Origin of the sequence: Microbispora sp. NBC_01389, assembly GCF_045040095.1 — a bacterium.
In the GTDB taxonomy this organism is placed as follows: domain Bacteria; phylum Actinomycetota; class Actinomycetes; order Streptosporangiales; family Streptosporangiaceae; genus Microbispora.
Genome location: NZ_CP109552.1, coordinates 6,922,193 through 6,944,023 on the forward strand (window position 1 = coordinate 6,922,193; position 21,831 = coordinate 6,944,023).

Annotated in this window: 24 protein-coding genes; 8 read left to right on the forward strand and 16 right to left on the reverse strand. The window is 71.0% G+C overall.

Annotation, left to right across the window (positions count from 1 at the left end; translation table 11 throughout):
- Positions 1-11: 11 nt before the first annotated feature.
- The 6 genes from OG344_RS30510 to OG344_RS30535 all read right to left on the reverse strand — a co-directional run bounded on the left by OG344_RS30510 (position 12) and on the right by OG344_RS30535 (position 5,064).
- Entirely contained in the window at positions 12-809 is a 798-nt protein-coding gene (locus tag OG344_RS30510; RefSeq protein ID WP_327046660.1) for an SGNH/GDSL hydrolase family protein, read from the reverse strand.
- Positions 810-822: 13 nt separating this feature from the next.
- On the reverse strand, positions 823-1,257 hold the full coding sequence (gene aroQ / locus OG344_RS30515; RefSeq protein ID WP_327046661.1) for a type II 3-dehydroquinate dehydratase: 435 nt from the start codon (positions 1,255-1,257) through the stop codon (positions 823-825).
- Positions 1,254-2,330, reverse strand: coding sequence for a 3-dehydroquinate synthase (gene aroB, locus OG344_RS30520; protein ID WP_150931680.1), 1,077 nt, complete (start codon positions 2,328-2,330; stop codon positions 1,254-1,256). Before aroB ends, aroQ begins: the two co-directional genes overlap by 4 nt.
- Positions 2,327-2,839: a shikimate kinase gene (locus OG344_RS30525; protein ID WP_327046663.1), complete on the reverse strand. Its 513-nt coding sequence runs from the start codon at positions 2,837-2,839 to the stop codon at positions 2,327-2,329. Before OG344_RS30525 ends, aroB begins: the two co-directional genes overlap by 4 nt.
- 14 nt (positions 2,840-2,853) lie before the next feature.
- The gene (gene aroC, locus OG344_RS30530) at positions 2,854-4,032 is read right to left on the reverse strand and encodes a chorismate synthase (protein WP_405089204.1); all 1,179 of its coding nucleotides are present in this window, start codon (positions 4,030-4,032) and stop codon (positions 2,854-2,856) included.
- A gap of 195 nt (positions 4,033-4,227) precedes the next feature.
- On the reverse strand, positions 4,228-5,064 hold the full coding sequence (locus tag OG344_RS30535; RefSeq protein ID WP_405086049.1) for a prepilin peptidase: 837 nt from the start codon (positions 5,062-5,064) through the stop codon (positions 4,228-4,230).
- 98 nt (positions 5,065-5,162) lie between these two features.
- On the opposite strand from OG344_RS30535, the gene OG344_RS30540 reads away from it, so the two are divergent.
- Positions 5,163-5,456 carry a hypothetical protein gene (locus OG344_RS30540; protein ID WP_405086050.1) on the forward strand — a complete coding sequence of 98 codons (294 nt, stop codon included), beginning with the start codon at positions 5,163-5,165 and terminating at the stop codon, positions 5,454-5,456.
- Between the two features lie 4 nt (positions 5,457-5,460).
- Here the strand turns inward: OG344_RS30540 and OG344_RS30545 are convergent, their stop codons facing one another.
- From OG344_RS30545 to OG344_RS30570, 6 genes are all read right to left on the reverse strand, one after another.
- Positions 5,461-6,030: an SseB family protein gene (locus OG344_RS30545; RefSeq protein WP_405086051.1), complete on the reverse strand. Its 570-nt coding sequence runs from the start codon at positions 6,028-6,030 to the stop codon at positions 5,461-5,463.
- A gap of 37 nt (positions 6,031-6,067) precedes the next feature.
- A complete protein-coding gene (locus tag OG344_RS30550) occupies positions 6,068-7,174 on the reverse strand; it encodes a ring-opening amidohydrolase (RefSeq protein ID WP_405086052.1) in 1,107 nt (368 codons plus the stop codon).
- Complete coding sequence (locus OG344_RS30555) at positions 7,174-8,109, reverse strand: carbamate kinase (protein ID WP_405086053.1); 936 nt, start codon at positions 8,107-8,109, stop codon at positions 7,174-7,176. The genes OG344_RS30550 and OG344_RS30555 overlap by 1 nt, the downstream gene beginning before the upstream one ends.
- A gap of 115 nt (positions 8,110-8,224) precedes the next feature.
- The gene (locus OG344_RS30560; RefSeq protein ID WP_405086054.1) at positions 8,225-8,605 is read right to left on the reverse strand and encodes a type II toxin-antitoxin system death-on-curing family toxin; all 381 of its coding nucleotides are present in this window, start codon (positions 8,603-8,605) and stop codon (positions 8,225-8,227) included.
- Positions 8,602-8,805 (reverse strand): CopG family transcriptional regulator, encoded by a 204-nt coding sequence (locus OG344_RS30565; RefSeq protein WP_405086055.1) that lies wholly within the window; start codon positions 8,803-8,805, stop codon positions 8,602-8,604. The genes OG344_RS30560 and OG344_RS30565 overlap by 4 nt, the downstream gene beginning before the upstream one ends.
- Positions 8,806-8,886: 81 nt before the next feature.
- The gene (locus OG344_RS30570; protein ID WP_405086057.1) at positions 8,887-10,053 is read right to left on the reverse strand and encodes a pyridoxal phosphate-dependent aminotransferase; all 1,167 of its coding nucleotides are present in this window, start codon (positions 10,051-10,053) and stop codon (positions 8,887-8,889) included.
- A 477-nt stretch (positions 10,054-10,530) separates the two neighbouring features.
- Between OG344_RS30570 and OG344_RS30575 the strand changes: the two genes are divergently transcribed.
- Genes OG344_RS30575 through OG344_RS30595 form a run of 5 tightly spaced genes read left to right on the forward strand, consistent with a single transcriptional unit; the run spans position 10,531 to position 15,489 of the window.
- Positions 10,531-12,777, forward strand: a complete 2,247-nt coding sequence (locus tag OG344_RS30575; protein ID WP_405086059.1) for a tetratricopeptide repeat protein — start codon at positions 10,531-10,533, stop codon at positions 12,775-12,777.
- Positions 12,778-12,794: 17 nt separating this feature from the next.
- The gene (locus OG344_RS30580; RefSeq protein WP_405086060.1) at positions 12,795-13,826 is read left to right on the forward strand and encodes a DUF418 domain-containing protein; all 1,032 of its coding nucleotides are present in this window, start codon (positions 12,795-12,797) and stop codon (positions 13,824-13,826) included.
- Positions 13,756-14,547, forward strand: a complete 792-nt coding sequence (locus tag OG344_RS30585) for a carbon-nitrogen hydrolase family protein (RefSeq protein ID WP_405086061.1) — start codon at positions 13,756-13,758, stop codon at positions 14,545-14,547. Before OG344_RS30580 ends, OG344_RS30585 begins: the two co-directional genes overlap by 71 nt.
- Positions 14,548-14,557: 10 nt before the next feature.
- Positions 14,558-15,016: a hypothetical protein gene (locus tag OG344_RS30590; RefSeq protein ID WP_225311188.1), complete on the forward strand. Its 459-nt coding sequence runs from the start codon at positions 14,558-14,560 to the stop codon at positions 15,014-15,016.
- On the forward strand, positions 15,013-15,489 hold the full coding sequence (locus OG344_RS30595; RefSeq protein ID WP_327046675.1) for a hypothetical protein: 477 nt from the start codon (positions 15,013-15,015) through the stop codon (positions 15,487-15,489). The genes OG344_RS30590 and OG344_RS30595 overlap by 4 nt, the downstream gene beginning before the upstream one ends.
- A gap of 35 nt (positions 15,490-15,524) precedes the next feature.
- Here OG344_RS30595 and OG344_RS30600 read toward each other — a convergent pair whose 3' ends face one another.
- Both OG344_RS30600 and OG344_RS30605 read right to left on the reverse strand, forming a co-directional pair.
- Positions 15,525-17,009 carry a carboxyl transferase domain-containing protein gene (locus OG344_RS30600; RefSeq protein WP_405086062.1) on the reverse strand — a complete coding sequence of 495 codons (1,485 nt, stop codon included), beginning with the start codon at positions 17,007-17,009 and terminating at the stop codon, positions 15,525-15,527.
- A 202-nt stretch (positions 17,010-17,211) separates the two neighbouring features.
- Entirely contained in the window at positions 17,212-17,367 is a 156-nt protein-coding gene (locus OG344_RS30605) for a hypothetical protein (protein WP_405086063.1), read from the reverse strand.
- Between the two features lie 147 nt (positions 17,368-17,514).
- On the opposite strand from OG344_RS30605, the gene OG344_RS30610 reads away from it, so the two are divergent.
- Positions 17,515-19,533 (forward strand): hypothetical protein, encoded by a 2,019-nt coding sequence (locus OG344_RS30610; RefSeq protein WP_405086064.1) that lies wholly within the window; start codon positions 17,515-17,517, stop codon positions 19,531-19,533.
- Here OG344_RS30610 and OG344_RS30615 read toward each other — a convergent pair.
- Positions 19,520-19,981, reverse strand: coding sequence for a hypothetical protein (locus tag OG344_RS30615; protein ID WP_405086065.1), 462 nt, complete (start codon positions 19,979-19,981; stop codon positions 19,520-19,522). The two genes, OG344_RS30610 and OG344_RS30615, sit on opposite strands and share 14 nt — an antisense overlap.
- A 106-nt stretch (positions 19,982-20,087) precedes the next feature.
- On the opposite strand from OG344_RS30615, the gene OG344_RS30620 reads away from it, so the two are divergent.
- Complete coding sequence (locus tag OG344_RS30620) at positions 20,088-20,405, forward strand: hypothetical protein (RefSeq protein ID WP_405086066.1); 318 nt, start codon at positions 20,088-20,090, stop codon at positions 20,403-20,405.
- A 30-nt stretch (positions 20,406-20,435) separates the two neighbouring features.
- Here the strand turns inward: OG344_RS30620 and OG344_RS30625 are convergent, their stop codons facing one another.
- Complete coding sequence (locus tag OG344_RS30625; protein WP_405086067.1) at positions 20,436-21,788, reverse strand: hypothetical protein; 1,353 nt, start codon at positions 21,786-21,788, stop codon at positions 20,436-20,438.
- Positions 21,789-21,831 lie beyond the last annotated feature (43 nt).

Consider the following 21,831-nt stretch of genomic DNA (forward strand, 5'->3'; position numbering starts at 1 on the left):
GGCCGTCGCGGTCAGGTGGTGAACGGGGGCAGGGGGCTGAGATCGGGGCGCTTGGGGGCGAGGCCGTCGCCCGAGGAGGTGCCGCGGAGTCGCCGGCCGATCCACGGGCCGAAGTGCTCCCTGAGCCACTGGACGTCCTCCTGCCGCTTGGCCCTGGGGCCCACCGCCTCCCGTGACGGCCAGGTCTTGCGCCAGTCGTCCTCGCCGGGCAGGCCGAGCACGTGCAGGACCCTGGCCGCGACCAGGCGGTGGCCCTCCTCGTTCATGTGCAGCCGGTCCCCGCTCCAGGCCCGCCAGTCGCGCAGCCCCTGCATCGACCACATGTCCACCAGGTGGCAGCCGTACAGGTCGGCGATAGAACGGACGTGCAGGTAGAAGATCGCGAACCTGCCGCGCACGCGCCGCATGATGGGCGTGTCGCGGGGGTCGGTGCCGGTGAACAGCACGACATCCGCGCCGGTGGCCCGCAGGTCGCGCACGGCCGCGGCGACCTTCTTGGCCATCCGGTCGGGATCGCTGCCGGGGCGGATGAGGTCGTTGCCGCCGGCGCAGAAGCTGATCAGGTCGGGCTTCATCTCGACGGCCAGGGGCACCTGGTCGGCGACGATCTGGTCGATCAGCTTGCCCCGCACGGCCAGGTTGGCGTAGCGCAGCTCCGGCTCCACCGACGCGAGCCGCTCGGCCACCCGGTCGGCCCACCCCCGGTAACGGACCACCTCTCCCGGCGCCGGAGGCGGCGCGTCCGGGAGGGGGTCGCCCAGTCCCTCGGTGAAGCTGTCTCCGACCGCCACGTACGACCGGTACCCCATGATCCTTCTTTCGTCACTCGCCCATGTCGGCGATCGCGCGCAGCGCCAGCTCGTACGACCGCATGCCGAACCCCGCGATCGTCCCGGTCGCCACCGCCGCCACGACCGAGGTGTGGCGGAACTCCTCCCGCGCGTTCGGGTTGGAGATGTGCACCTCCACGAGCGGCGCCGTACGCTGCGCGATCGCGTCGCGCAGGGCGTAGGAGTAGTGCGTGAACGCGGCGGGGTTGAGCACCACCGGGGTCTTGCCGTCGGCGGCCTCGTGGATCCAGCCGACCAGCTCGGCCTCGTCGTCGGTCTGCCTGACCTCGACCGACAGGCCCAGCTCGCGGCCGATGTCGCGGCACAGGGCCGACAGGTCCTCGAAGGTGTGCGCGCCGTAGACGTCGGGCTCCCGGCTGCCGAGGCGCCCCAGGTTGGGGCCGTTCAGGACGAGCACCGGCCTCATCGGGCCACCTCCTGGTACGCCGCCTCCAGGAGCTCCTCGGAGGGGTTCTCCAGGCGGGCCGGCCGCGCGACGTCGTCGAGCACGACGAACCGCAGCACGGCTCCCCTGGCCTTCTTGTCCACCCGCATGTGCTCGCGCAGGCGGGGCCAGGCCCCGGCCCGGTAGGTGGTGGGGAGCCCGACCGACTCCAGGATGGAGCGCGTCCGGTCCACCACGTCGCGGCCGACCCGGCCGTCGAGCCGGGACAGCTCGGCGGCGTAGACGAGCCCGATGGCCACCGCCTCGCCGTGCCTGATGTGGTAGTCCTCGACCCGCTCGATGGCGTGGCCGAGGGTGTGGCCGTAGTTGAGGATCTCCCGCAGGCCGCTCTCGCGCAGGTCGGCGCCCACGACGTCGGCCTTCACCCGGATCTTGCGCTCGACCAGCTCGCGGGTGTGCTCGCCCTCGGGGGTGCGGGCGGCGGCGGGATCGTCCTCGACGAGCAGCAGGATCGTCGGATCGGCGATGAACCCGCCCTTGATGATCTCCGCGAGTCCCGCGACGTAGTCGTCGCGCGGCACGCTCGCGAGGGTGGCCAGGTCGCACAGCACGCCCTTGGGCGGGTGGAAGGACCCGACCAGGTTCTTGCCCTCGGGGGTGTTGATGCCGGTCTTGCCGCCGACGGCCGCGTCGACCATCGCCAGCAGCGTGGTGGGCACCTGGACGACCTGCACCCCGCGCAGCCACGTCGCCGCCGCGAACCCGGCCAGGTCGGTGGTCGCTCCCCCGCCGACTCCGACGACCGCGTCGGACCGGGTGATGCCGTACCGGCCGAAGGCCGACCACAGCTCGGCCGCGACGTGCACGGTCTTGGCCTCCTCGCCGTCCGGCACGGGCAGCGCGACGACCTCCAGCCCCGCGGCCTCCAGGGCCTCGCGTACGGGCCTGGCGATCTCCGGCAGCCCGGCGGGGTGGATCACGGCGACCGTGCGGACCTTCGGGTCGAGCAGGCCCGGGAGCTCCGGCAGCACGCCGGTGCCGACCACGACGTCGTAGGGGTTGTCACCCCGCACGGTGATCCGGGTCGCGGTCACAGCGCCGCCTCGATCTCGGCCACGACGTCCTCCGGCTCGCGGTCGTCGGTCTTCACGACGACCGCGGCGAGCCGCTCGTAGATCGGGCGGCGCTCCTCCATCAGCGCCCGCAGGCGGCTGCGGGGGTTCAGCACGAGCAGCGGCCGGGCCGAGGCGAGCCCGACCCGCCTGACCGCCTGGTCGAGCCCGACCTGGAGGTAGACGACCCGGTGACCGGCCAGCAGCTCCTGGGTGGCCTCGTGCAGGATCGCGCCGCCCCCGAGCGCGAGCACCCCGGGGTGATCGGCCAGCGCGGACCGCACCGCCTCCGCCTCCAGCTCGCGGAACCGCTCCTCGCCGTCCTCCACGAACACGTCGCTGACGCTCTTGCCCGCGGCGGCCTCGACGTCGGCGTCGGTGTCGCGGAACGGCAGGCCGAGACGGTCCGCGAGGAGCCGACCGGCCGTTGACTTGCCCGAGCCGGGCGGGCCGATGAGGACCGCGGCCGGGCCGTTGGACGCCGATTGCATGATCACTGACCTTATTACTTGATCACCAGGGACGACAGGTAGCCCGCCAGGTTGCGCGCCACCTCTTCGACGGAGTCGCCGCCGAACTTCTCGACCGCCGCGTCCGCGAGCACCAGCGCGACCATGGCCTCGGCCACGATCCCGGCGGCGGGGACGGCGCACACATCCGAGCGCTCGTGGTGGGCCTTGGCCGCCTCGCCGGTCAGCACGTCGATCGTGGCGAGCGCCCGGGGCACCGTGGAGATCGGCTTCATCGCCGCGCTGACCCGCAGCGGCTCGCCGTTGGTCATGCCGCCCTCGACGCCGCCGGCCCGGTTGGTGATCCGGTGGACGCCCTCGGCCGTGTTCTCGATCTCGTCGTGGGCCCGCGACCCGGGGCGGCGGGCGGTCTCGAAGCCGTCGCCGACCGCGACACCCTTGATCGCCTGGATGCCCATCAGCGCGGCGGCGAGACGGGCGTCGAGGCGCCGGTCCCAGTGCGTGTAGCTGCCGAGGCCCGGCGGCAGGCCGTAGGCGACGACCTCGACGACCCCGCCGAGTGTGTCGCCGTCCTTGTGCGCCTTGTCGATCTCGGCGATCATCGCGGCGCTCCCGCCCGGGTCGAGGCAGCGCACCGGGTCGGCGTCCACCGCCTCCAGGTCGGCCGGGCCGGGGATCACGTCGCGGGGCGCGACGGCCTCGCCGATCGCGACCACGTGGCTGACGATGTCGACGCCGAGTGCCTGCTTGAGGAAGGAGCGCGCGACCTGACCCAGCGCCACCCGGGCGGCCGTCTCACGCGCACTGGCCCGGTCGAGCACCGGCCGCGCGTCGTCGAAGCCGTACTTCTGCATGCCCGCGAGGTCGGCGTGACCGGGACGGGGACGGGACCGCGGCGCGTTGCGCGCCTGGCCCTCCAGGACGGCCGGGTCCACCGGGTCCGCGGCCATCACGGTCTCCCACTTCGGCCATTCGGTGTTGCCGACGCGGATGGCGACGGGTGATCCCAGGGTGCGGCCGTGCCGTACGCCTCCGGAGATCGTCACCACGTCCTGCTCGAACTTCATCCGTGCCCCGCGGCCGTATCCGAGACGGCGACGGCGCAGCGCCTCGGCGAGGTCGGCGGTGGTCACCGACACCCCGGCGGGGAGGCCTTCCAGGATCGCGAGAAGCTCGGGGCCGTGTGACTCCCCGGCGGTCAACCAGCGCAGCATGACGACCAGTCTTCCATGTGCGCCCGACTGCGGCGTCACCCCGACACCCATGTGCGCACTCCCCCCACATCAGGCCAGGTCCGCCCGGCCCGGTACGTCGGACACAGTTGATCGGGCCCGGCTCGTCGGGCCCGGTTCGTGAGGCCCGGCTCGTGAGGCCCGGTTCGTGAGGCACGGTTCGTGAGGCACGGTTCGTCAGGCCCAGTTGATGAGACACAGCGCGAACAGCGCACCCGCGATCATGAACGGGCCGAACGGGAACTCGGTCGTCCGGGTGGCCCTGTGCGTCATGAGCAGTCCCACGGCGTACAGCGCGCCGAGCACCTGCCCGGCCATCCCGGCGACGACCACGGACTGCGCGCCGAGCGCGCCGGTCAGCAGGCCGATCAGCCCGGCCAGCTTGACGTCGCCGAGCCCGAGACCGGTCGGGCGGATGAGCCACAGCACGGCGTAGACGGCCCCGAGCGCGCACCCCGACACCAGGGCCGGCACCAGACGGCCCGACGGCGCGAGCAGGACCAGCAGGATCGGGTACGACAGCAGCGTGATCGCGTCGGGCAGCAGCCAGGTCCTCCGGTCGATCTCCGTGAGCGCCGCGCCCACCGGCACGGCGTACGCCCACGCCGCCAGGACCCAGCCGTCGTGGATCCCCCAGGCGGCCAGGGCGGCCGCGAGCGCGGTCGCGCCTTCGAGCAGGTACGGCGGGCGGGGCAGGGGCACCGCGCGCACCGCCGCCGCGAACGCGCGGACCACCTCGGCCCGGCGGCCGCCCGGCTCCACCCCGCCCCGCGCGCCGGACTGCGCTTCACTCCACACCTCAGGGCCCGGGTCTGGCTCCTCCCAGGGCCGCGCCTCGGAATTGGCATCGCACCGCGCTTCCGCCCCCGCCTCGGGCTGAGCGTCGGTCTGCGCTTCCGGCCGCGCCTCGGACTGCGCGTCGGGCCGCGCGTCGAACCCTGCGGCGAGCGCCCGGGCGTACGCGCCCGCGATCAGGCCGAGGACGGCGGAGACGACGATGACGGGGAGGGACACGCGGCCGACCCTAACGCCCGCACGCCGGCCCCCGCCCGATCCCCCTACGTCCCTGTGGACGACCGCTCTCCGGTGGAAAACGGCCTGCGGCGGCCGGAATGAGTACGCTGATCGCGACAGGTTCCGACCTTCTCATCCAGAAGGGTGGCGAAATGACCGGGCCATCCCTCACCGTGCTGGTGCCGCTTCTCGTGCTGCTGGTGGCGCTGGCGGTTGACAGCTGGGTTTATGCGGATGCCAGGAAGCACGTCAGGCGGGGTGAACCGGCCGTCTTCGCCCTCGGGCCGGTACGGATAGCGACGCCCGAGGCATGGTTCGCAGGATGCCTCATCTTGTGGGTCGTCTTCTTCCCGCTCTACCTGACGGTCACCGGGCGCAATCCCTTCCGCTGAGGAGTCACGCGCGGCGGCGGCTCCACCAGCGGCGGCGGGGTGCGTCCTCCGCGGCGCCGAACCGGGCCACCGTCGCGTCCGGCACCTCCCGGGTGAGGCGGTCGACGGCGCCGGCGTCGCGCCTCGCCTCCTCCACCGTCGCGAGGGCCTGCAGCATGCCGCCCTCGATCACGAACGGGACCGGCCCGGCCACGTCCACGACCACCGCGGCGGCGTCCTCGTGCCGCGCGGCCTGGCACACCTGGGGCGCGGTCGCCTGCACCGGCCGGGCGTCCGCCCGCCACCGGCGCATCGGCTCGGCGCCGGTGAAGGCGAGCACCGCCTCGCGGCCGTCCTTTCCCACCAGTTTGGGGAGAGCCATCTCGCTCTCCTTCTCCTGGCGCAGGCCGTGCTCGCCGACCTCCGACTCGGTGAGCAGCGCGACCACGGGCACCAGCAGCCGGCTCCCGGCGAGCGCCGCCAGGACGTCGGCGGCGGTCGCCGTACCGGCCTCGAACGCCGACAGCGCCGCCGCCACGGCCGCGTCGGCGCCGCCCTCGTCGTCGGGGCGCAGGGGCTGCGGAATGGATGGCACGTCTCCCGACCCTACCTTCCGGGCCGGGCCCCGGATGTCAGCCCAGGTCCGCGATGGCGATGACCGGGCCTCCGCCGGACGGCCCCTGGTGGACGGCCGCCACGGAGACGAACACGGCCGGGTCTCCGGTCACGCTCGCCGCCACCCCGCCGACCGTCGCCTTGATCTGGCGGTGCCAGTGGACGTCGGAGTCGTCGAGCATGATGTTGCGCCGCCCGCGTACGCGGCCCGACGGGTCGGCCTCGCACTTGATGAACAGGTTGACCAGCCGGCCGCCGAGGTCGTCCGTACGGGGGCGCTCGGGCAGGTCGATCCCGGCGTTCGCAATGGCCGCCCAGATGCCGTCGCCGTCCAGAGCGTCCCGCATGACCGAGTGACCGGCGCGGTAGCGCCCGCCGATCCCGCGGACGTTGCCCACCACGACGATCTGGGCCCGGTCGAGTTCCACGCCGCTGGAGCACGAGGCCACCGACGAGTACAGCGACAGGTCCTTGTGGATCTGCTCGGCCGACGGCATACCGATCTCGCCGAGCGCGACCGCGATGCCGAGCGCCGTGGTCGAGTTGGAGATGTCCATCGACTTGAGCGTGTCCTCGGTGACGACCGTCCGCCCGCGCTCCTTCGCGTCGGTGATCGTGGACAGCGTGAGCAGCGGGGTCTTGGTCTGCACGTAGTGGACGTCGGCCGGGTCGTCGATCCCGGCGAGCTTCATGGCCTCCCGGACCCCGGCGGCGACCTTCTCGACCATCGCGGGCCGGCCGATGTCCTCGGGGAGGATCACCTCGCTCATCGCCACGCCGACGCTCACCCTCGGCTCGTCGGTGCGTACGGCCGTTGCGGGGTCGACCGTCGCGAAGACGGTCGCGTGCGGGCTGAGCACGCCGTCGGTCCCGCCGGACCACACCAGCGGCACCTGCGCGATCTCCTCCGGCGTACGGGTGCCCCTCGCGGCCAGCACCTCGCGGAAGGCCCGGTCGGCGAGGATCCGCGTGTAGTCGTTCACCCCGCCGTTGCCCTCGGTCTTGCCGACGACCGCAAGCACCCGGTCCGCCTCGATCACCCCGTCGTCGATCAGCTTCGCGAGCCCGGAGGCGTCGGTGACGCTCTCGATGGGGACCTTCCGTACCTCGATCGGATCCGGCACTATCCCTCCACCCCTCTGGACACCCTGGTCCCGATATTTCCCGACAACGCGGCACCGATGTGGTGCAGCGAGGTGATCACCGCCTGGTTGCCGCCCTCTTCGGCGAAGCGCAGGGCGGCCTCGACCTTGGGGCCCATGCTGCCCCCGGCGAAGTGACCGGCCGCCTGCAACGCGCGCAGCGCGGCGACGCCGACGTCCCCGATCGGGCGGGCCCGGGGCGTGCCGAAGTCCACCGAGGCGTACGGCACGTCGGTCGCGATCACGAGGTCGGTGGCGCCGACGGCGACGGCGAGCGCGGCGGCGGCGAGGTCCTTGTCGACCACCGCCTCGATCCCGGTCAGCACGCCGTCCGGCCGGCGTACGACCGGCACTCCCCCGCCTCCGGCGGCGACGACCGTGAACCCGGCCTCGATGAGCGTGACGGCCGCGGCGGCGTCGAGGATCTCCACCGGCCGGGGCGAGGCGACCACCCGCCGCCAGCCGCGCTCGAAGCGCCGCCAGACCTGGCCCTCCCCCTCGAACCGGCGCGCCTCGTCCTCGCCGAAGTAGCGCCCGATCGGCTTGACCGGGTCCCGGAACGCCGGGTCGTCCGCGTCCACCAGCGTGCGCGTGACGACGGCGGCGACCCGCGCGTGGCCCAGCTCCCGCTGCAGGGCGTTCATGACGAGCGCGCCGATCGTGCCCTGCGTCTGCGCCACGCACCAGTCGAGCGGCACGGGCGGCACGACGCCCGCGCTGAGCTGGTTCTTCAGCAGGATGTTGCCGACCTGGGGGCCGTTGCCGTGGGTCAGCACCACCTCGTGCCCGGCCCGGATGAGCGCCGCCACGTGGGTCATCGCCTCGCCGACCGCCCGGTGCTGGTCCGCCGGGGACGCGCTCCCGTCCGGAGCCGTCATGGCGTTGCCGCCGAGTGCGATCAGTACGCGTCCGCCCACATCCGGAAACTATCCAGCCCCACGCAGGCCTTCATTGGCGAAAATCGCCTATCGATCGCCCATTCTTCGGCAACCGATCCCATCACCGAGCAGCTCGCCGGGACTGTCTGGGTCCTCAGGAGGCGATGAAGCCGCGCAGGACGTCCGCGATCTCGTCGACCTCGTTGAGCTTCCCCGAAGCCACCGCGATCACGAACTCGTACGCGGCGTCGTCATCCTGCGGATCGATCTCCAGCCCGTTCTTCGCGCAGAAGACGTACATCGTGAGCCACGCCGCGCGCTTATTGCCGTCTACGAACGGATGATTGGACACGATCGAGTGCAGGATGGCGGCCGCCTTCGTCAAGACATCGGGGTAGGCGTCCCGTCCGAACACCGATGTCTGCGGGCGCAGCAGTGCCGCCTCCAGAAGCCCGATGTCCCGAACCTCAATCGGCGCTCCCGTCGCCCGGCGGGCGATACTCAGCCCCTGCTCAAGGGAGATGTAGCGGATCACTCCCCCAGCCTGCGCAGGAGGTCCGCGAAACGCTGCGCCCCCTTCTCGGCCAGCAGGTCGGTGTACTCGTCGTCGGCGACGCGAACGAGGTAGTCGTCGATCGCGTGAAGGGCGATCTGCTGCATGCTCCGCCCTTCCCTTTCTGCGCGCCGGCGGAGGGCCTCGGTCTGCTCGTCACTCAGGCGCAGCGTCATTGCCATGCCTCCGATAGTACGGGTCGGTATCACAGTGATACCATCAGCCGAGAGTATAGAGCCACTAACGCTAAGTCATCAAATCCGTCAGCCGCCAAGGCGGCGGAGGCGGGTGACGGCCTCGTCGATGACCTCGTCCCGCTTGCAGAAGGCGAAGCGCAGGAAGTGCCGGCCACGATCCGGGTGGTCGTAGAAGACCTGGGTGGGGATCGCGACGACTCCCGCCAGCTCGGGCAGCCGCCGGGCGAGGTCGAGCCCGTCGGTGAAGCCGAGCGGCCGGATGTCGGTCTGCACGAAGTAGGTGCCAGCGGGGCGCAGCACTCCGAATCCCGCCTCCTCCAGCCCGGTCATCAGCCGGTCACGCTTGGCCTGCAGGGATACTCGCTGGGCCTCGACCCAGTCCATCTCCTCGCGCAGCGCGTACGCGGTCGCGGCCTGCCAGGGGGCGCTCGCCGTGTAGGTGAGGAACTGCTTGACCGTCCGCACGGCGGCGGTGAGGGGCGCCGGGGCGCACAGCCAGCCGGTCTTCCAGCCGGTGACGCTGAAGGTCTTGCCCGCCGACGAGATCATGATCGTACGCTCGCGCATGCCGGGCAGGGTGGCCAGCGGCACGTGCTCGACACCGTCGAAGGCGAGATGCTCGTAGACCTCGTCGGTGACGGCGACCAGGTCATGCTCGCGGCACACGCGGGCGACGCACTCCAGCTCCTCCCGGGTGAACACGGTCCCGGTGGGGTTGTGCGGCGAGTTGACCAGGATCGCGCGGGTGCGGGGCGTGATCGCGGCTTCCAGCTCGGCCGGGTCGAAGGTGAACCGCCCCGCGTCCACGCGCAGCGTGACCGCCCTGCGCACGGCGCCCGCGAGCGCGACGGCCGCGGCGTAGGAGTCGTAGTAGGGCTCGAAGACGACCACCTCGTCGCCCGGTTCGCACAGCGCGAGGATCGCCGCGGCGATGGCCTCGGTGGCGCCGACGGTCACGAGGATCTCGTCGTCGGGGTCGTAGGCGAGGCCGTACCACTGCTTGCGATGCTCGGCGACCGCCTGGCGCAACTCGGGCAGGCCGGGGCCGGGCGGATACTGGTTGAGGCCGCCCCGGACGGCCTCGGCCGCCCGCTCCAGCATGCGCTCCGGCCCGTCGGTGTCCGGGAAACCCTGCCCCAGATTGATCGAGCCCGTCTCCACGGCCAGCTTCGTCATCGTGGCGAACACGGTCGTGCCGAACTCCCGCATCCGCCGCACCAGAGGCTCTCTCACGCCGTGAGCCTACCTGAAACCTCAAGATGCAGGCGATAAGGTGAGAAAGCCTCAATAGCCCAATGTCAGGGCATAAGCCCGCTAATCATAATTCATCTGGAGCAGTCCTCCGCCACACGCCCGCAAGCCCTGGCTAACGCCTTAGCAGGCATTCCAGGAACGACGCCCTCATTCTGCGCATTCAGCCGCCTACGGACCAACACAGAGCACCGGAGGGTGGCAGCCACAACGATGAAGAGTTCGTTCCGCCGTTCGGACAGGCTGAATCGCTACATTCAGCCCAGAGGCCACCTCCCGACTCGTCCGCCAGCGCTGCCCGATCTGTAGCTCTTCACCTGCCCGGCAACGTCGTCACGGGCGCTCTCCCCAAGTAATCTGTGAGGGGCAGCGGAGGCCGTCCCCGAAGGGCACTCGAAGGAGTCGATCTTGCCACCTCGTCGGACCTCCTGGCTTCTGACCACATCGGTCATCGCCGTCGTGCTGCTGCCGGCGACGACGAATGTCGCTTCGAATGCTCTTCCCGACTCCTGGCGATCGAGCCTGTGGCTTGCGTGGCCCATCTGCATACTGCTCGCGATTCCCGTGCTGGTGATGGAGTTGCGCACACGGCACGGCATGCCTGCCGGACATACATCTCCCCCGGTTACGGTTGTCCCTAACGGCGACGCCCAACTCTGGAACATCCCGGCTCCCGCAAAGGAATTCAGCAACCGGAGAGCGGAGTTTCGCAGGATCGGCACGATATTGATGCGAGGAAGCGGCCGAGCGCTTCTGCTGTGCGGCATGGGAGGTGTCGGGAAAACACAGCTCGCTCTCGCTTACGCACATCGCCAACGCTCGTCGGTATCTTTGGGATGGTGGATCCCGGCGGGGAGCCGAACGTCGGCGATCTCTGCCCTGGCAGAGCTCGGCCGCCTACTGAACCTGACCTCCGCGACCGCCGAGTCCACAGCGAAGGAAGTTGTTGGATTGCTCAGCGAGCGAGCGGGATGGTTACTCATATTCGACGACGCCAGGATCGGCGAGGACCTGCTGGATCTGGTACCCGTCACGTCAGGCGGCCAGGTCCTCATAACGTCCAGGAACCCGCAATTCGATCGCCTCGCCGAGACGCTGCTCCTACAGGTGTTTCCACAGGAAGAGGCCTCTCGTTTCTTGCGCAACCGCGCCGGCGACACCGACCAGGACTCCTCCGCGAAACTGGCGGCGAGGCTTGGCGGCCTGCCTCTCGCACTGGAGCAGGCGGGCGCCTACTGCCGCGACTCCGGCATCGGTCTCCGTGACTACCTGCAGCGCTACGACTCCAGTCGGGCACGCCTGCTCCGGCATGGCTCAGGTCTCAATCGCGTCAGCGTGGAGGCGACGCTAGAGCTCTCCTTCGACTGGGTCGCGCGACGCGATACCGCGGCCATTCAGCTCCTTCGCGTTCTCTCGGTGATGGCGCCGACGGAGGTTCCCCGAGGTCTGCCCGCGATGAACCCGTCCGCACTTCCTCGCGCGCTCGCGCGCGCCTGTGCCGATGTCGTGGGGCTCGATCAGACCATCGCGACGCTCCTCCAGGCGTCCCTTCTCACCTCGGCCACCGCCGAGCACATCCGTGTTCACCAGTTGATCTCCGACGTGCTCCGGGACAGGATCACAGCCGATGGCAACCGCGGCTTGCGATGGTTACGCGTCTTGCAGGCGAAAGTCGTACCGGGGAGAGACCCGTCCTCGTCCTGGAGCGTCGCACGCTGGGTGAACGCGGCTTTGGCTCTTCTGTGGGCAGGAGCCCAAGTAGACGAACGGCACCCGGATGGGTGGAGGCGCGCCTCCATCCTCCTTCCTCATGCGGAGAAGGTCTGGACGTACCTCACGAACGGAGCGGCGACATCTCGTGGCAGAGAGTTGGTTCTCGCCGCACAACTGTTCGGCGAGCTTGGCATTCGACTCTTCCGGAGCGGCGACTACGCGGTGGCCGAAGAGTTGTGCCGCCGAGCCTGGCGCATCGGTCAGGGAAAACTCTCCGACGCGGACCCACGCCTGCTGCGAATGACGGACTGTCTTGCCCAGGTCACGCACGGACTCGGGAATCTGGGCGAAGCGAGAGATCTCTATGAGCAGATTCTCCCTGTTTACCGCCGCGCCTTCGGAGAGGATCACCCGGACACCATCCAGACGATGAACAACTTGGGCGGTGTCCTCATGGAGCAGGAGGAGCACCTCCCCCAGGCGAGACACCTGTACGAGCAGGTCGTTTCCACACGGTTGCGCACACTTGGTAAACGCGATAATGAAACTCTGATCGCCATGAACAATCTCGGCAAGGCGTGCCGCCGTCTTGGGGACCTTTCCACGGCCCATACTCTCGCCGCGGAGACAGTGAGGCTCGGGGGCGAACTGCTGGGAGAGGAGCATCCCGACAATCTCGTGCGGATGAACAACCTCGCGGAGGTGTTGCGCGCGCGAGGCGATTTGGAAGATGCGCGTGCTCTCCATCAGAAGGTCCTCGCGCTGCGGCGCGAGGTTCTGGGCGAGGCTCATCCGGCGAACCTCGTCTCCATGAACAACCTCGCCCGGGTCATGCGCCTGCTCGGCGACACGACCCCTGCCCTCCACCTGTACGAAGAGTCACTGAGACTGGCTCGGCAGGTCGTGGGTGAGAGTCATCCGTCCTTCACCGCAGCCGAGAACGGGGTGCGGGAATGCCTGGGAGACCAGCACCGGATGGATGGTGGAGAGTAGCGCGGCGGGTGCACCTGATGCCGTTCGAACGGCCGGAGCCGCCGGCGTACCGGAGCGTGACGGTGGAGAGGATCCGGCGGGTCGACGCGCTGCGCGGGTTCGCCGTCTGCGGGATCATGCTGGTGAACACCTGGCAGCGGACGGCGGTGGGGCGCGACCCGTCCCCTTTCGGCTGGGTGATGGAGAACCTGGTCCAAAGCCGCTTCTACCCGATCTTCGCGTTCCTGTTCGGTCTGTCCTTCGCGCTGTTCCTCGGCGCGGCGCGGAAGCGCACCGCCCGTCCCCGGGTCGTCCTGCTCCGGCGCCTCGCGGTGCTGGCCGTGCTGGGCGCGGCGCACACCGTGGTCCATCCCGGCGGGGTGCTGCTGCCGTACGCGGTGCTGGGAGTGGCGGTCCTGCTCCCGGCGAGCCTGCTCCCCCGGTGGACGGTGCTCCTGCTCGGCTGCGGCACGCTGGCCGCCGCCCTGCTCGGCTCCGAGCCGTACGTGCTGATCACCGCGCTGTTCCTGCTCGGCCTGGCCGCCGCCCCGAGCGTGGCGGACGGCGTGGGGGGCATGGGCCGGACGTGGGTCCTCGCGGCCGTCTGCGCGGCGGCGGGGGCGCTCACGGCCGGGCTGACCTGGTGGTGGAACCACGCGCCGCCCGGGGGCGGGGTCTACCAGGCGGCGGCGGTGAGCGGCGCGGCCGCCTACGCGGCGGCGTTCCTGCTGCTCGCCCGCCGGACGGCCCTGTTCGAAGCCCTGGGACGGATGGCGCTGACCAACTACGTCACCGGCACACTGGTGATCGCGGTGGTGCCGCCGCGGCCGTCCGGCGGTGGTTCCGGCGCCGTCGTCGTGGGGCTCACCGTCGTGATCCTGGCCGCGCAGGCCGCCTTCAGCCGGTGGTGGCTGGCCCGCCACCGGTACGGCCCGCTGGAGCGGGTGTGGCGGACGCTCACCTGGTGGGGAGAGCCGCCCGCCGGGCAGACTGGGAGCCGTGACCCGCATAGCGCTGTGCCAGATCCCCGTCGACCACGACCCGAAGACCAACCTCGAGACCGTGCGTGACGCCCTCGCCCGGGTGCCGGGAGCGGACCTCGCCGTGTTCCCCGAGGCCACGCTCACCCGGTTCGGGCGGGGCGTGACGCACACGGCCGAACCGCTCGACGGACCGTTCGTCACCGGCCTCGCCGAGGCGGCGCGTGAGCACGGCGTCGCCGTCATCGCCGGCGTCTTCGAACCCGCCGAGGACGGCCGGGTGTGGAACACCGCCGTCGCCCTGCGGGCGGACGGCTCGCTCGCCGCCGCCTACCGGAAGATCCACCTGTTCGACTCCTTCGGGGCGAAGGAGTCGATCCTGGTCGCGCCGGGGGACGAACCGGTGGTCGTGGAGCTCGCCGGGCTCAGGATCGGCCTGGTCACCTGCTACGACGTCCGGTTTCCCGAACTGGCGCGAGCACTGGTGGACCTGGGCGCGGACACGTTCGCGGTGATCGCCGCCTGGGGCTCGGGGCCGCTCAAGGAGGACCACTGGACCACGCTCGTCAGGGCCAGGGCGATCGAGAACACCACCTGCACGATCGCCGTCGGCCAGGCGCCCAACCCCGCCATACCGGACGGGTTCGGCGTCGGCCGCAGCATGCTCGTGGATCCGATGGGCGTCGCCCGCCACGACCTGGGGCCCGGCCCCGGCGTGCTGGTCGCGGAGATCGACCCCGCCTGGACGGCGACCGCACGCGCCACCGTCCCCTCGCTGGAACATCGACGGCTGGGTGTCGGCAGATCGTAAACTACCCCCCATGAACGAGCCGGGACACAGGACGCGGATGCAGAAGGTGATTCCGCCGCGGCTGCTCGTGCCGTACCTGTCGGGCCGGCGCACGATCATCTCCGGGTACGTTTACCGGGTGCAGGACTGCGACCGCCTCACCTCGCCCGCCGCGCTCGTCGAAGCCCTCGATCTGGGCTTCGACGGGTCGGAGCTCACGCCGGATGTGCCCGAGCTGTACGTCATGCGGTGGGACGCCCGGGACATCGACACCTACGTCGTCCCGTACGGCCAGCACATGGGCGGGGATTGGAGCGATGCACCACCCTTCACGGGGAACGGGTTCACCGCCTCGCGCGAGCAGGTGGTGCCGCAGTTCCACACGATGCCGATGCCGATCCCCGCGGGCGCGGAGATCGTGCACCTCACGCCGGCCGGTGCGCGCCCCTTCGCCGCGTACGACGGCCTGACCTGGCGGCCGGCCCGATGAGCGCCCCTGTGACCGGCCCGGCGAACGGCGGTGAGCCGGTCGGCCTCGGGTTCGTCGCCCTCTACCGGGACCGGGAGTACGCGGCGGCGCTCGGGCCGGGCAGCGACGACGTGGTGCTGTTCAGCGAGGCGCCGCAGGAGGGCTTCGCCGCCGCCGGCGGCTACTGGCGGCTGCGGGTGGAGCGGTCCGCGCTGGGCCGGCTCACCCTGCTGCGCACGGTCGGGGCTTTCGGCGGGGAGCCCTGCCTGGTGCTGGACGAGGACGACGGAGGCGACGGCGGGGAGGGCGGCCTCCACATCGCCTACACCGGCCACAACGGCCTCAAGGCCGAGACGCTCGGCTACTGGCTGGTGGACCACGGCGCGTACGAGGTGGTGGTGCCCCGCGACGAGGTGCACGCCGTCCGGGTGGAACGGGTGCCCGTGCCGCTCGGCCCTGACCGGCCGGACGGCCGGGAGCCGGGCGACCGGTGACACCGCGTTCCGGATAGAAGCCGGACAGAAGCCGGTCAGAGACCGAGGGCGCGGTAGCGGGCGGACCGGACGGCCGCCCGCTCCTCCGCCGGGCGGGCGAGCAGGCCGGCGATCTCGTGCTCCAGCGTCCCGGCGACCCGGCCGCAGAACGCCTCCGGCTCGTACGCCGCGTCGGGACGTTCCGGGACCACCCGGTCGACGATCCCGTTCCGTCGCAGGTCGGTGGCGCGGACACCCTGCGCCGCGGCGATCTCGGGGGCGAAGTCGACGGTCCGGTACAGCAGCGCCGACGCGCCTTCGGGCGGAAGCGGGGACAACCAGGCGTGCTGCGCGCAGACGACCCGGTCGGCCGGGAGCAGGGCCAGCGCCGCGCCGCCGGCGCCCTCCCCCAGCAGCAGGCACACGGTCGGCGCGTCGAGCATGACGAGGTCGGCCAGGCAGCGGGCGATCTCGGCGGCGAGGCCGCCCTCCTCGGCCGCCCTGGACAGCGCCGCTCCGGCCGTGTCGACGACCGTGACCAGGGGAAGGCCCAGTTCGCTGGCCAGGCGCATGCCGCGCCGGGCCACCCGCAGACCGGCGGGGCCGAGCCCGCTGCCGCCGCGCCGCCGCCGGTCCTGACCGAGGACGACGGCGGGCGCCGTGCCGAACCTCGCCAGCGCGAGCAGCAGTCCGGGGTCGCGCTCGCCGGTGCCGGTGCCGTGCAGCGGGGTGACGTCGTGCGCCCCGTGTTTCAGCAGCTCGCGGATGCCGGGCCGGTCGTCGCGCCGGGAGCGGGTCACCGCCTCCCACGCCGGGACCGGCTCGGCCGCCTCCTCGGGCTCCGGGCCGGGCGACAGCCCCGAGCGGGGCGCGCAGAGCACGGCCAGCGCCCTGATCGCGATCTCCCGGGCGTCCTCGGCCGAGACAACGGCGTCGACCAGCCCGTGGGCGTGGAGGTTCTCCGCGACCTGGACGCCTTCCGGGAACGGGTAGCCGTGCAGCGACTCGAACACCCGCGGCCCGAGGAAGCCGATCAGCGCTCCCGGCTCGGCGGCGGTGACGTGCCCGAGCGAGCCCCACGACGCGAACACCCCGCCCGTGGTCGGGTGCCGCAGGTAGACGACGTACGGCAACCCGGCGGCGCGGTGCGCGCCGACCGCGGCAGTGATCTTCACCATCTGGGTGAAGGCCAGGGCGCCCTCCTGCATCCGGGTGCCCCCACTGGCCGGGGCGGCGAGCAGTGGCAGCCGTTCGGAGGTGGCCCGCTCGACGGCCCGCACGAGCCGTTCGGCCGCCGCCACCCCGATCGAACCGGCCAGGAAGGAGAACTCGCAAGCCATCACGGCGACGCGGCGGCCGTCGAGGGTCCCCTCCCCGGTGACGACCGACTCGTCGTATCCCGTCCTGGCCCGCACCCGGGCGAGCTCGGCCGCGTACTCCGACCCCGGCGCGGCCCGGTCGAGCGGCGGCCCGTCCCACGATTTCCACGAGTGCGGGTCGAGCACCCGCGCGATCAGCGTGCGCGCGTCCGGCCTGGTCACGGCGGTCACCGCCCCGGCGCCACGCGCCGGTGCCGGTGTGCCGCGGACGCCTTCTCCATCTCGGCGATCAGCTCTTCCCGATACGCGAACCTACCCCTTGTGCCGCATGTTTTCGGTACTTGTGGGCCGATGTCCAGTCGTGCGCTCCCCTCGGCTCCACCGCCCCCGCCGCTCCGCCGTACGACCGGACGGCCGGACGGCCTCAGCGCGGCGTACGGTGGCCGCGCACCTGGTCCATCAGGCGGCGCAGCCGCTGCTGCTTCTCGGGATCGCGGGCCATCGTCTTGGCCTTCTCCATGTTCTCGCGGCCCTTGGAGGTCTGCAGGTAGTCCCTGATGCGCTGGACGATATTCGCCATTTCGAAATCACCATCCCGTTTGTGCCGTTACTGGACGGCTACCCAGCGGCACCGCCGCCAATCCCGGACGGCCCGCCACGATGGGAGGTACGGTGAGGACACCGATCGATGGACGGCGACGGTACGCGATCTTCGGGAGGCCGGGACGTGGGAGCGGAAGCGCCGGGCACCGGCCCCCTGTCGCCGGACTTCACCGGCATCACCCCCGCGCTCATGGAGCGTCTCGTCAGGGACCTGGAGCACGCCCGCGGGCTCATCGGTGAACGCGCCGAGGCGATCCGGCGGGAGTTCGCCGCGAGGGGCCTGCCCGCCGCGTCCCTGAGCCCGGTCAGCGAGATCGAGCGATGGATCGACGACCGCCTGCCGGAGCTGCGCCGCCGGCACCGCCTGGCGGTGGACCTCGCCAACACGCCCGGCTGGTCGCCCGCTCGGCTCACGGCCTCCTCCGCGCTCGTCCCGTACGACGAGACGAGCTTCCTCGGCGCGGCCGAGGCCCGCCGGTTGGGGGGCGCGCTCGCCGCGGCGTACCGGGACGCCGATCCGGACGCGCTGTTCGACTTCCACCTCGTCGACGAGTATCGCCAGATCGTCGAGAGGCTGGCCGCCCACGCCGACGACGCCGAGTTCACCGCCGCCTTCTTCGCCGGCATCGGTGCGCGCCGCACGGTGGAGCTGCCCCGGCGCCTGCGCCACATCCTGCAGGAGAACGTGGACGACGCCGTACGGACCGTGAGCCGGGCGTTCGGCTCGGCGGTGAGTGGCGGGCCGGTGGTTCCCGGGTTCGCGGCCGTCACCGCCGCCGTGCGCGCCAGAGCGGACCGGGACGAGGACCGCGGGAGCATCGGCGACCTGCTGTCCACCGGGCGCCTGCCCACCGAGTGGCTGGCCGAGGTGGTGGTCACCCAGATGTTCCTGCCCGGCGACGAGTCGAACGGCGCCACGCTGACGCCGTACCTCAGGGCGCTGAGCGAGAACCCCGCGGCGGCGCGGCTCGCGATCGCGCTGGCGACCGGGGACAGCCCGCTCCCCCGGGACACCGCGGCGCTGCTCGCCCACGTGGGCGGAAGGCGCGACCGGCGCCCCGGCCTGGTGGCGTTCCTGCGGAACCTGAACCGCCGTGCGTCCGGGGACGCGGAGTCGGCGGACGCGTTCGGGCGCCTGCTCGCCGCCGCGTCCGGCGCGTACGACGAGAGGGACGGGGCGCACAGCGACGTCGCGGCTCGGTTCGCGTACGCCGTCGTCACCGGCACCTCGGACTTCCGCTTCGCCCCGCCCACGCGTGTCCACCTCGCCGAGATCGCCGGCGCGTACGCCACGGAGATGGCCGAGGGCGCGAACCTCGGCGACTCCAACCAGTTGCTGCCGAGCGGGTTCGGCCCGGTCGAGTCGCGGGTGCCGGGTCTGTCGCCGGCGTTCCGGCTCAGCCCGGAGGACACCTTCCGGTTCCTGCTCACCTTCGCCGGAGACGCGGGGGACCGCAGGCCCTTCGACCGGGGCATGGGCGACCTCGCCTGGCGCCTCGTCGGGGTGAACGTGCCGCCGATGTTGAAGACCGGGGACCCCTCGCGTCTGGACGACGTCTTCGCGGCGCTCGGCAACGTACGCGGCTTCGAACTCGCCGCCGCGGAGAAGCACCTGCAAACCCTCGACGACCTCGACAAGCGGAACGAGCTGGCGAATGACATGGCATGGGACGTCAGCCAACTGGTGCTGGGCAAGGCCGTGCCCGAGCTGGAGGTGCTGTGGCTGCTTCTGGATCAGGGCCGGGAGCTGAACAAGAACGCGGGTCCGGACGGGAAGACGCACGTCGAGGAGTTGCGCGGCGACGACGACGCCGAGACGCTGGGCCGTCAGCACACGGTGGCCGCCCTCCTCCTCGGCGCCGGGTTTCCCGCGACCGTGTCGCCCAAGGACTACCAGGCCACCTGCCCGCCCGGCGTCGCCATCGCCGACGACAAGGGCGGCCTCCGCCCCTTCGCCGACATAGCCCAGTCAGGCACCGAAGGCCTGCGCGCCCTCGACCAATGGTTCATCACCAACGGCATGGGCGGTGACAAGAAATCGCTGGGAGACGTGAGCAGGTTCCTGGGAGATCGTTTCGATGGCCGGAAGACGGCGGCGTGGAGCCGTGCACGTCTGTTCGCGCATCGCTCTAGTGACTCGTGAGGCACTCGGTCTCGCCGCGAACGACGTACTGACCGCTCTCAGAAGAAGCGAGCGTCAGAGAGGTATGAGACGCAGAGTTCCGTACCCGCATCGGCTCGCCCGGCCTCCCGGAGGCGACGAGCTCATATGGAGCGACTCGCTTCAGAGCCCCCAGAAGGGCATCTGTCAGCGCATCCGAACCGCGCGCCGGTAGATCTTCTCCTGTGGCGGCGAAGGTTTGTTTGGCTTTGCCGTCGCCGCAGGGGATGTCTTTGCCGCCGGGGTCGGTGATGGTCACGTTCTGCGCGTTGCGTTCCTTCAATAGTTGCAGAATGTGCGCTTTGAGCGTTTGACCCGCTTCCGCTGCCGTAGGAGTTTCTTGCGGAGAACAGGCCACCGGGGCAAGAAGCGCCAGCAGGAGCGCGCCGGCGATGGGGCGTATCCATGCGGGAAGGGGCGCGCCGAGCATCGAATCCGCCTCCGTGTCTGGCCGGGACCATATGCGACCACATAATCTCAGGTGTCAGCGCTGCGCGACCATCTCACTTTCGGCCATTGATATGGGAGCCCGAAACGTGCCCACGGACGATGATCTGGTGCCAAATCCGGAATACCACGATCTCCAGGCTGCGCTCGCCACGGTGCGGGAGCACGCCCGGGTCCTGGAGACGTCGCTTGACCAGGTCTGCGCGCTGTTCGGAGGGCACCCGGTGTGGGTGGGGTCAACGGCCCGCGCCTTCGGCGAGGAACTGAACGGACGCCGCCTCCGGATGAAGGCCACGATTCAGCACCTGGTCGCCGAGTTGGAAGCGGAGCTCCGCGCGACCCCCGCCAAGATCTCCCGGGGAGCCTTCTCCTCTCAAAGCGCCAGCACATGGTTGGCAGGACGGTGACTCGCCCGCGATGAGCGGCAATTGTGCTTCCTATACTGAGGAGGCCCACAAGCCGGTAGCAGCCGGTGAGCGGACGGCCGCCAGAGCATCTCGCCACTCACCACTGACCGTGGCCGGTGCGTTGAGTAGGGCGTTGAACTCGTGCGCACGAACTACAACCGTGATGCCGGGTCTCCCGGGCGTCTGACGAAGCGCCTTCAGGGCGAGACGGCAAGCTTCTTCGGCCTCGCCCGCTTCGGCGAGGGCACTTGCGTAGGCGAACTGCACCAGCGCCGAATCGTTGGAGTCGGCGCGATAGACATCGTTCACGTGCCGAACCACGACCTCCGCACCGCGCAGATCTCCCAGGTCTGCTCGGCCACGCACCTCGTAGAACTCCCTCCTGTCATGCTGGAAGGAGAGAATGCCCGGTTGCAGCGCGTCAAGCTCACAGCGGCCGAGTATCTCTCGCGACCGGGACATCGCACGTTCAAACGCGGCCCTCTCACCGAGGGAGGCGTGGGCGAGAGCAGCGAGGCCCCACAGCCAGGCGACGGCGGGAGTCGCCGCCCCCGCCTGTTCAAGGCGCGGGGAGACCATCGCGAGTACCGCGCGTGGTTGAGCCGAGTAGGTCGGTATGAGGGTCGCGCTGGCCAGGGCCAAGTCTGCGATATAACGATCGCCCGCTTCTTCGGCGGCCCGGGATGCCGCCGAATACCAGCGGCGGGCGAGGACGAAGTGATCGGCGCAGAAGAGGATCTCGCCTATCACTATCGACAGCTTGGCTCCCACCCGGGCCAGTCTCTGCTGGATTTTGGCAGGCTGCCTTTGGGCGAGCAGCTCACGCACGCTCGACAGGTGCATCAGCGCCTCGGGCAGCACTTCCGCCGGAGGCACACGCCGGCCCAATCGCTCGGCTTCACCCTCGAGGAAATCGAGCCGGACTTCGCCAATGCTCCGGAGGTCGAGGATCTCCTCGAACAGGTCGGGGCCGCGCAACGCGTGGTCGATCAGGCCACCGGTCAACCCGGCCGCGCCGAGGTGGAGTAGATCGCGTCGGTTCGTCGCCGCCTCCGGGGTGTCTGGGCGCCTCTCGCTCACGCCGGGACCTGCTCGCAGTCGATCGCGACCCGCGTCGCATCCTCCAGCGTCGTACGGGGCGAGCAGTTCCGCAACGGTGTGACCCGGAAACATGCGTTCGAGCACGCGACAGTGGTCGGCCCGCGGTTTGGTCTTGAGGTGGCCCTTCATCCAGCGGCCGAACGCCTCCCTGCTCGGGGACGACCCGATGAGTCTCGTGTCGATCTCACGCGCCGTCTTGTCGTACTCCGCGCAGAAGGCCCGGTGCGTCTCCTGGTGCCGCCTTTCCAGCAGTGTCCTCAGCAGCGTCGCCCGGCCCTCCATGCGCCATCCACTCCTCACACCGGGTTTGCCACCCTCCGTAGTC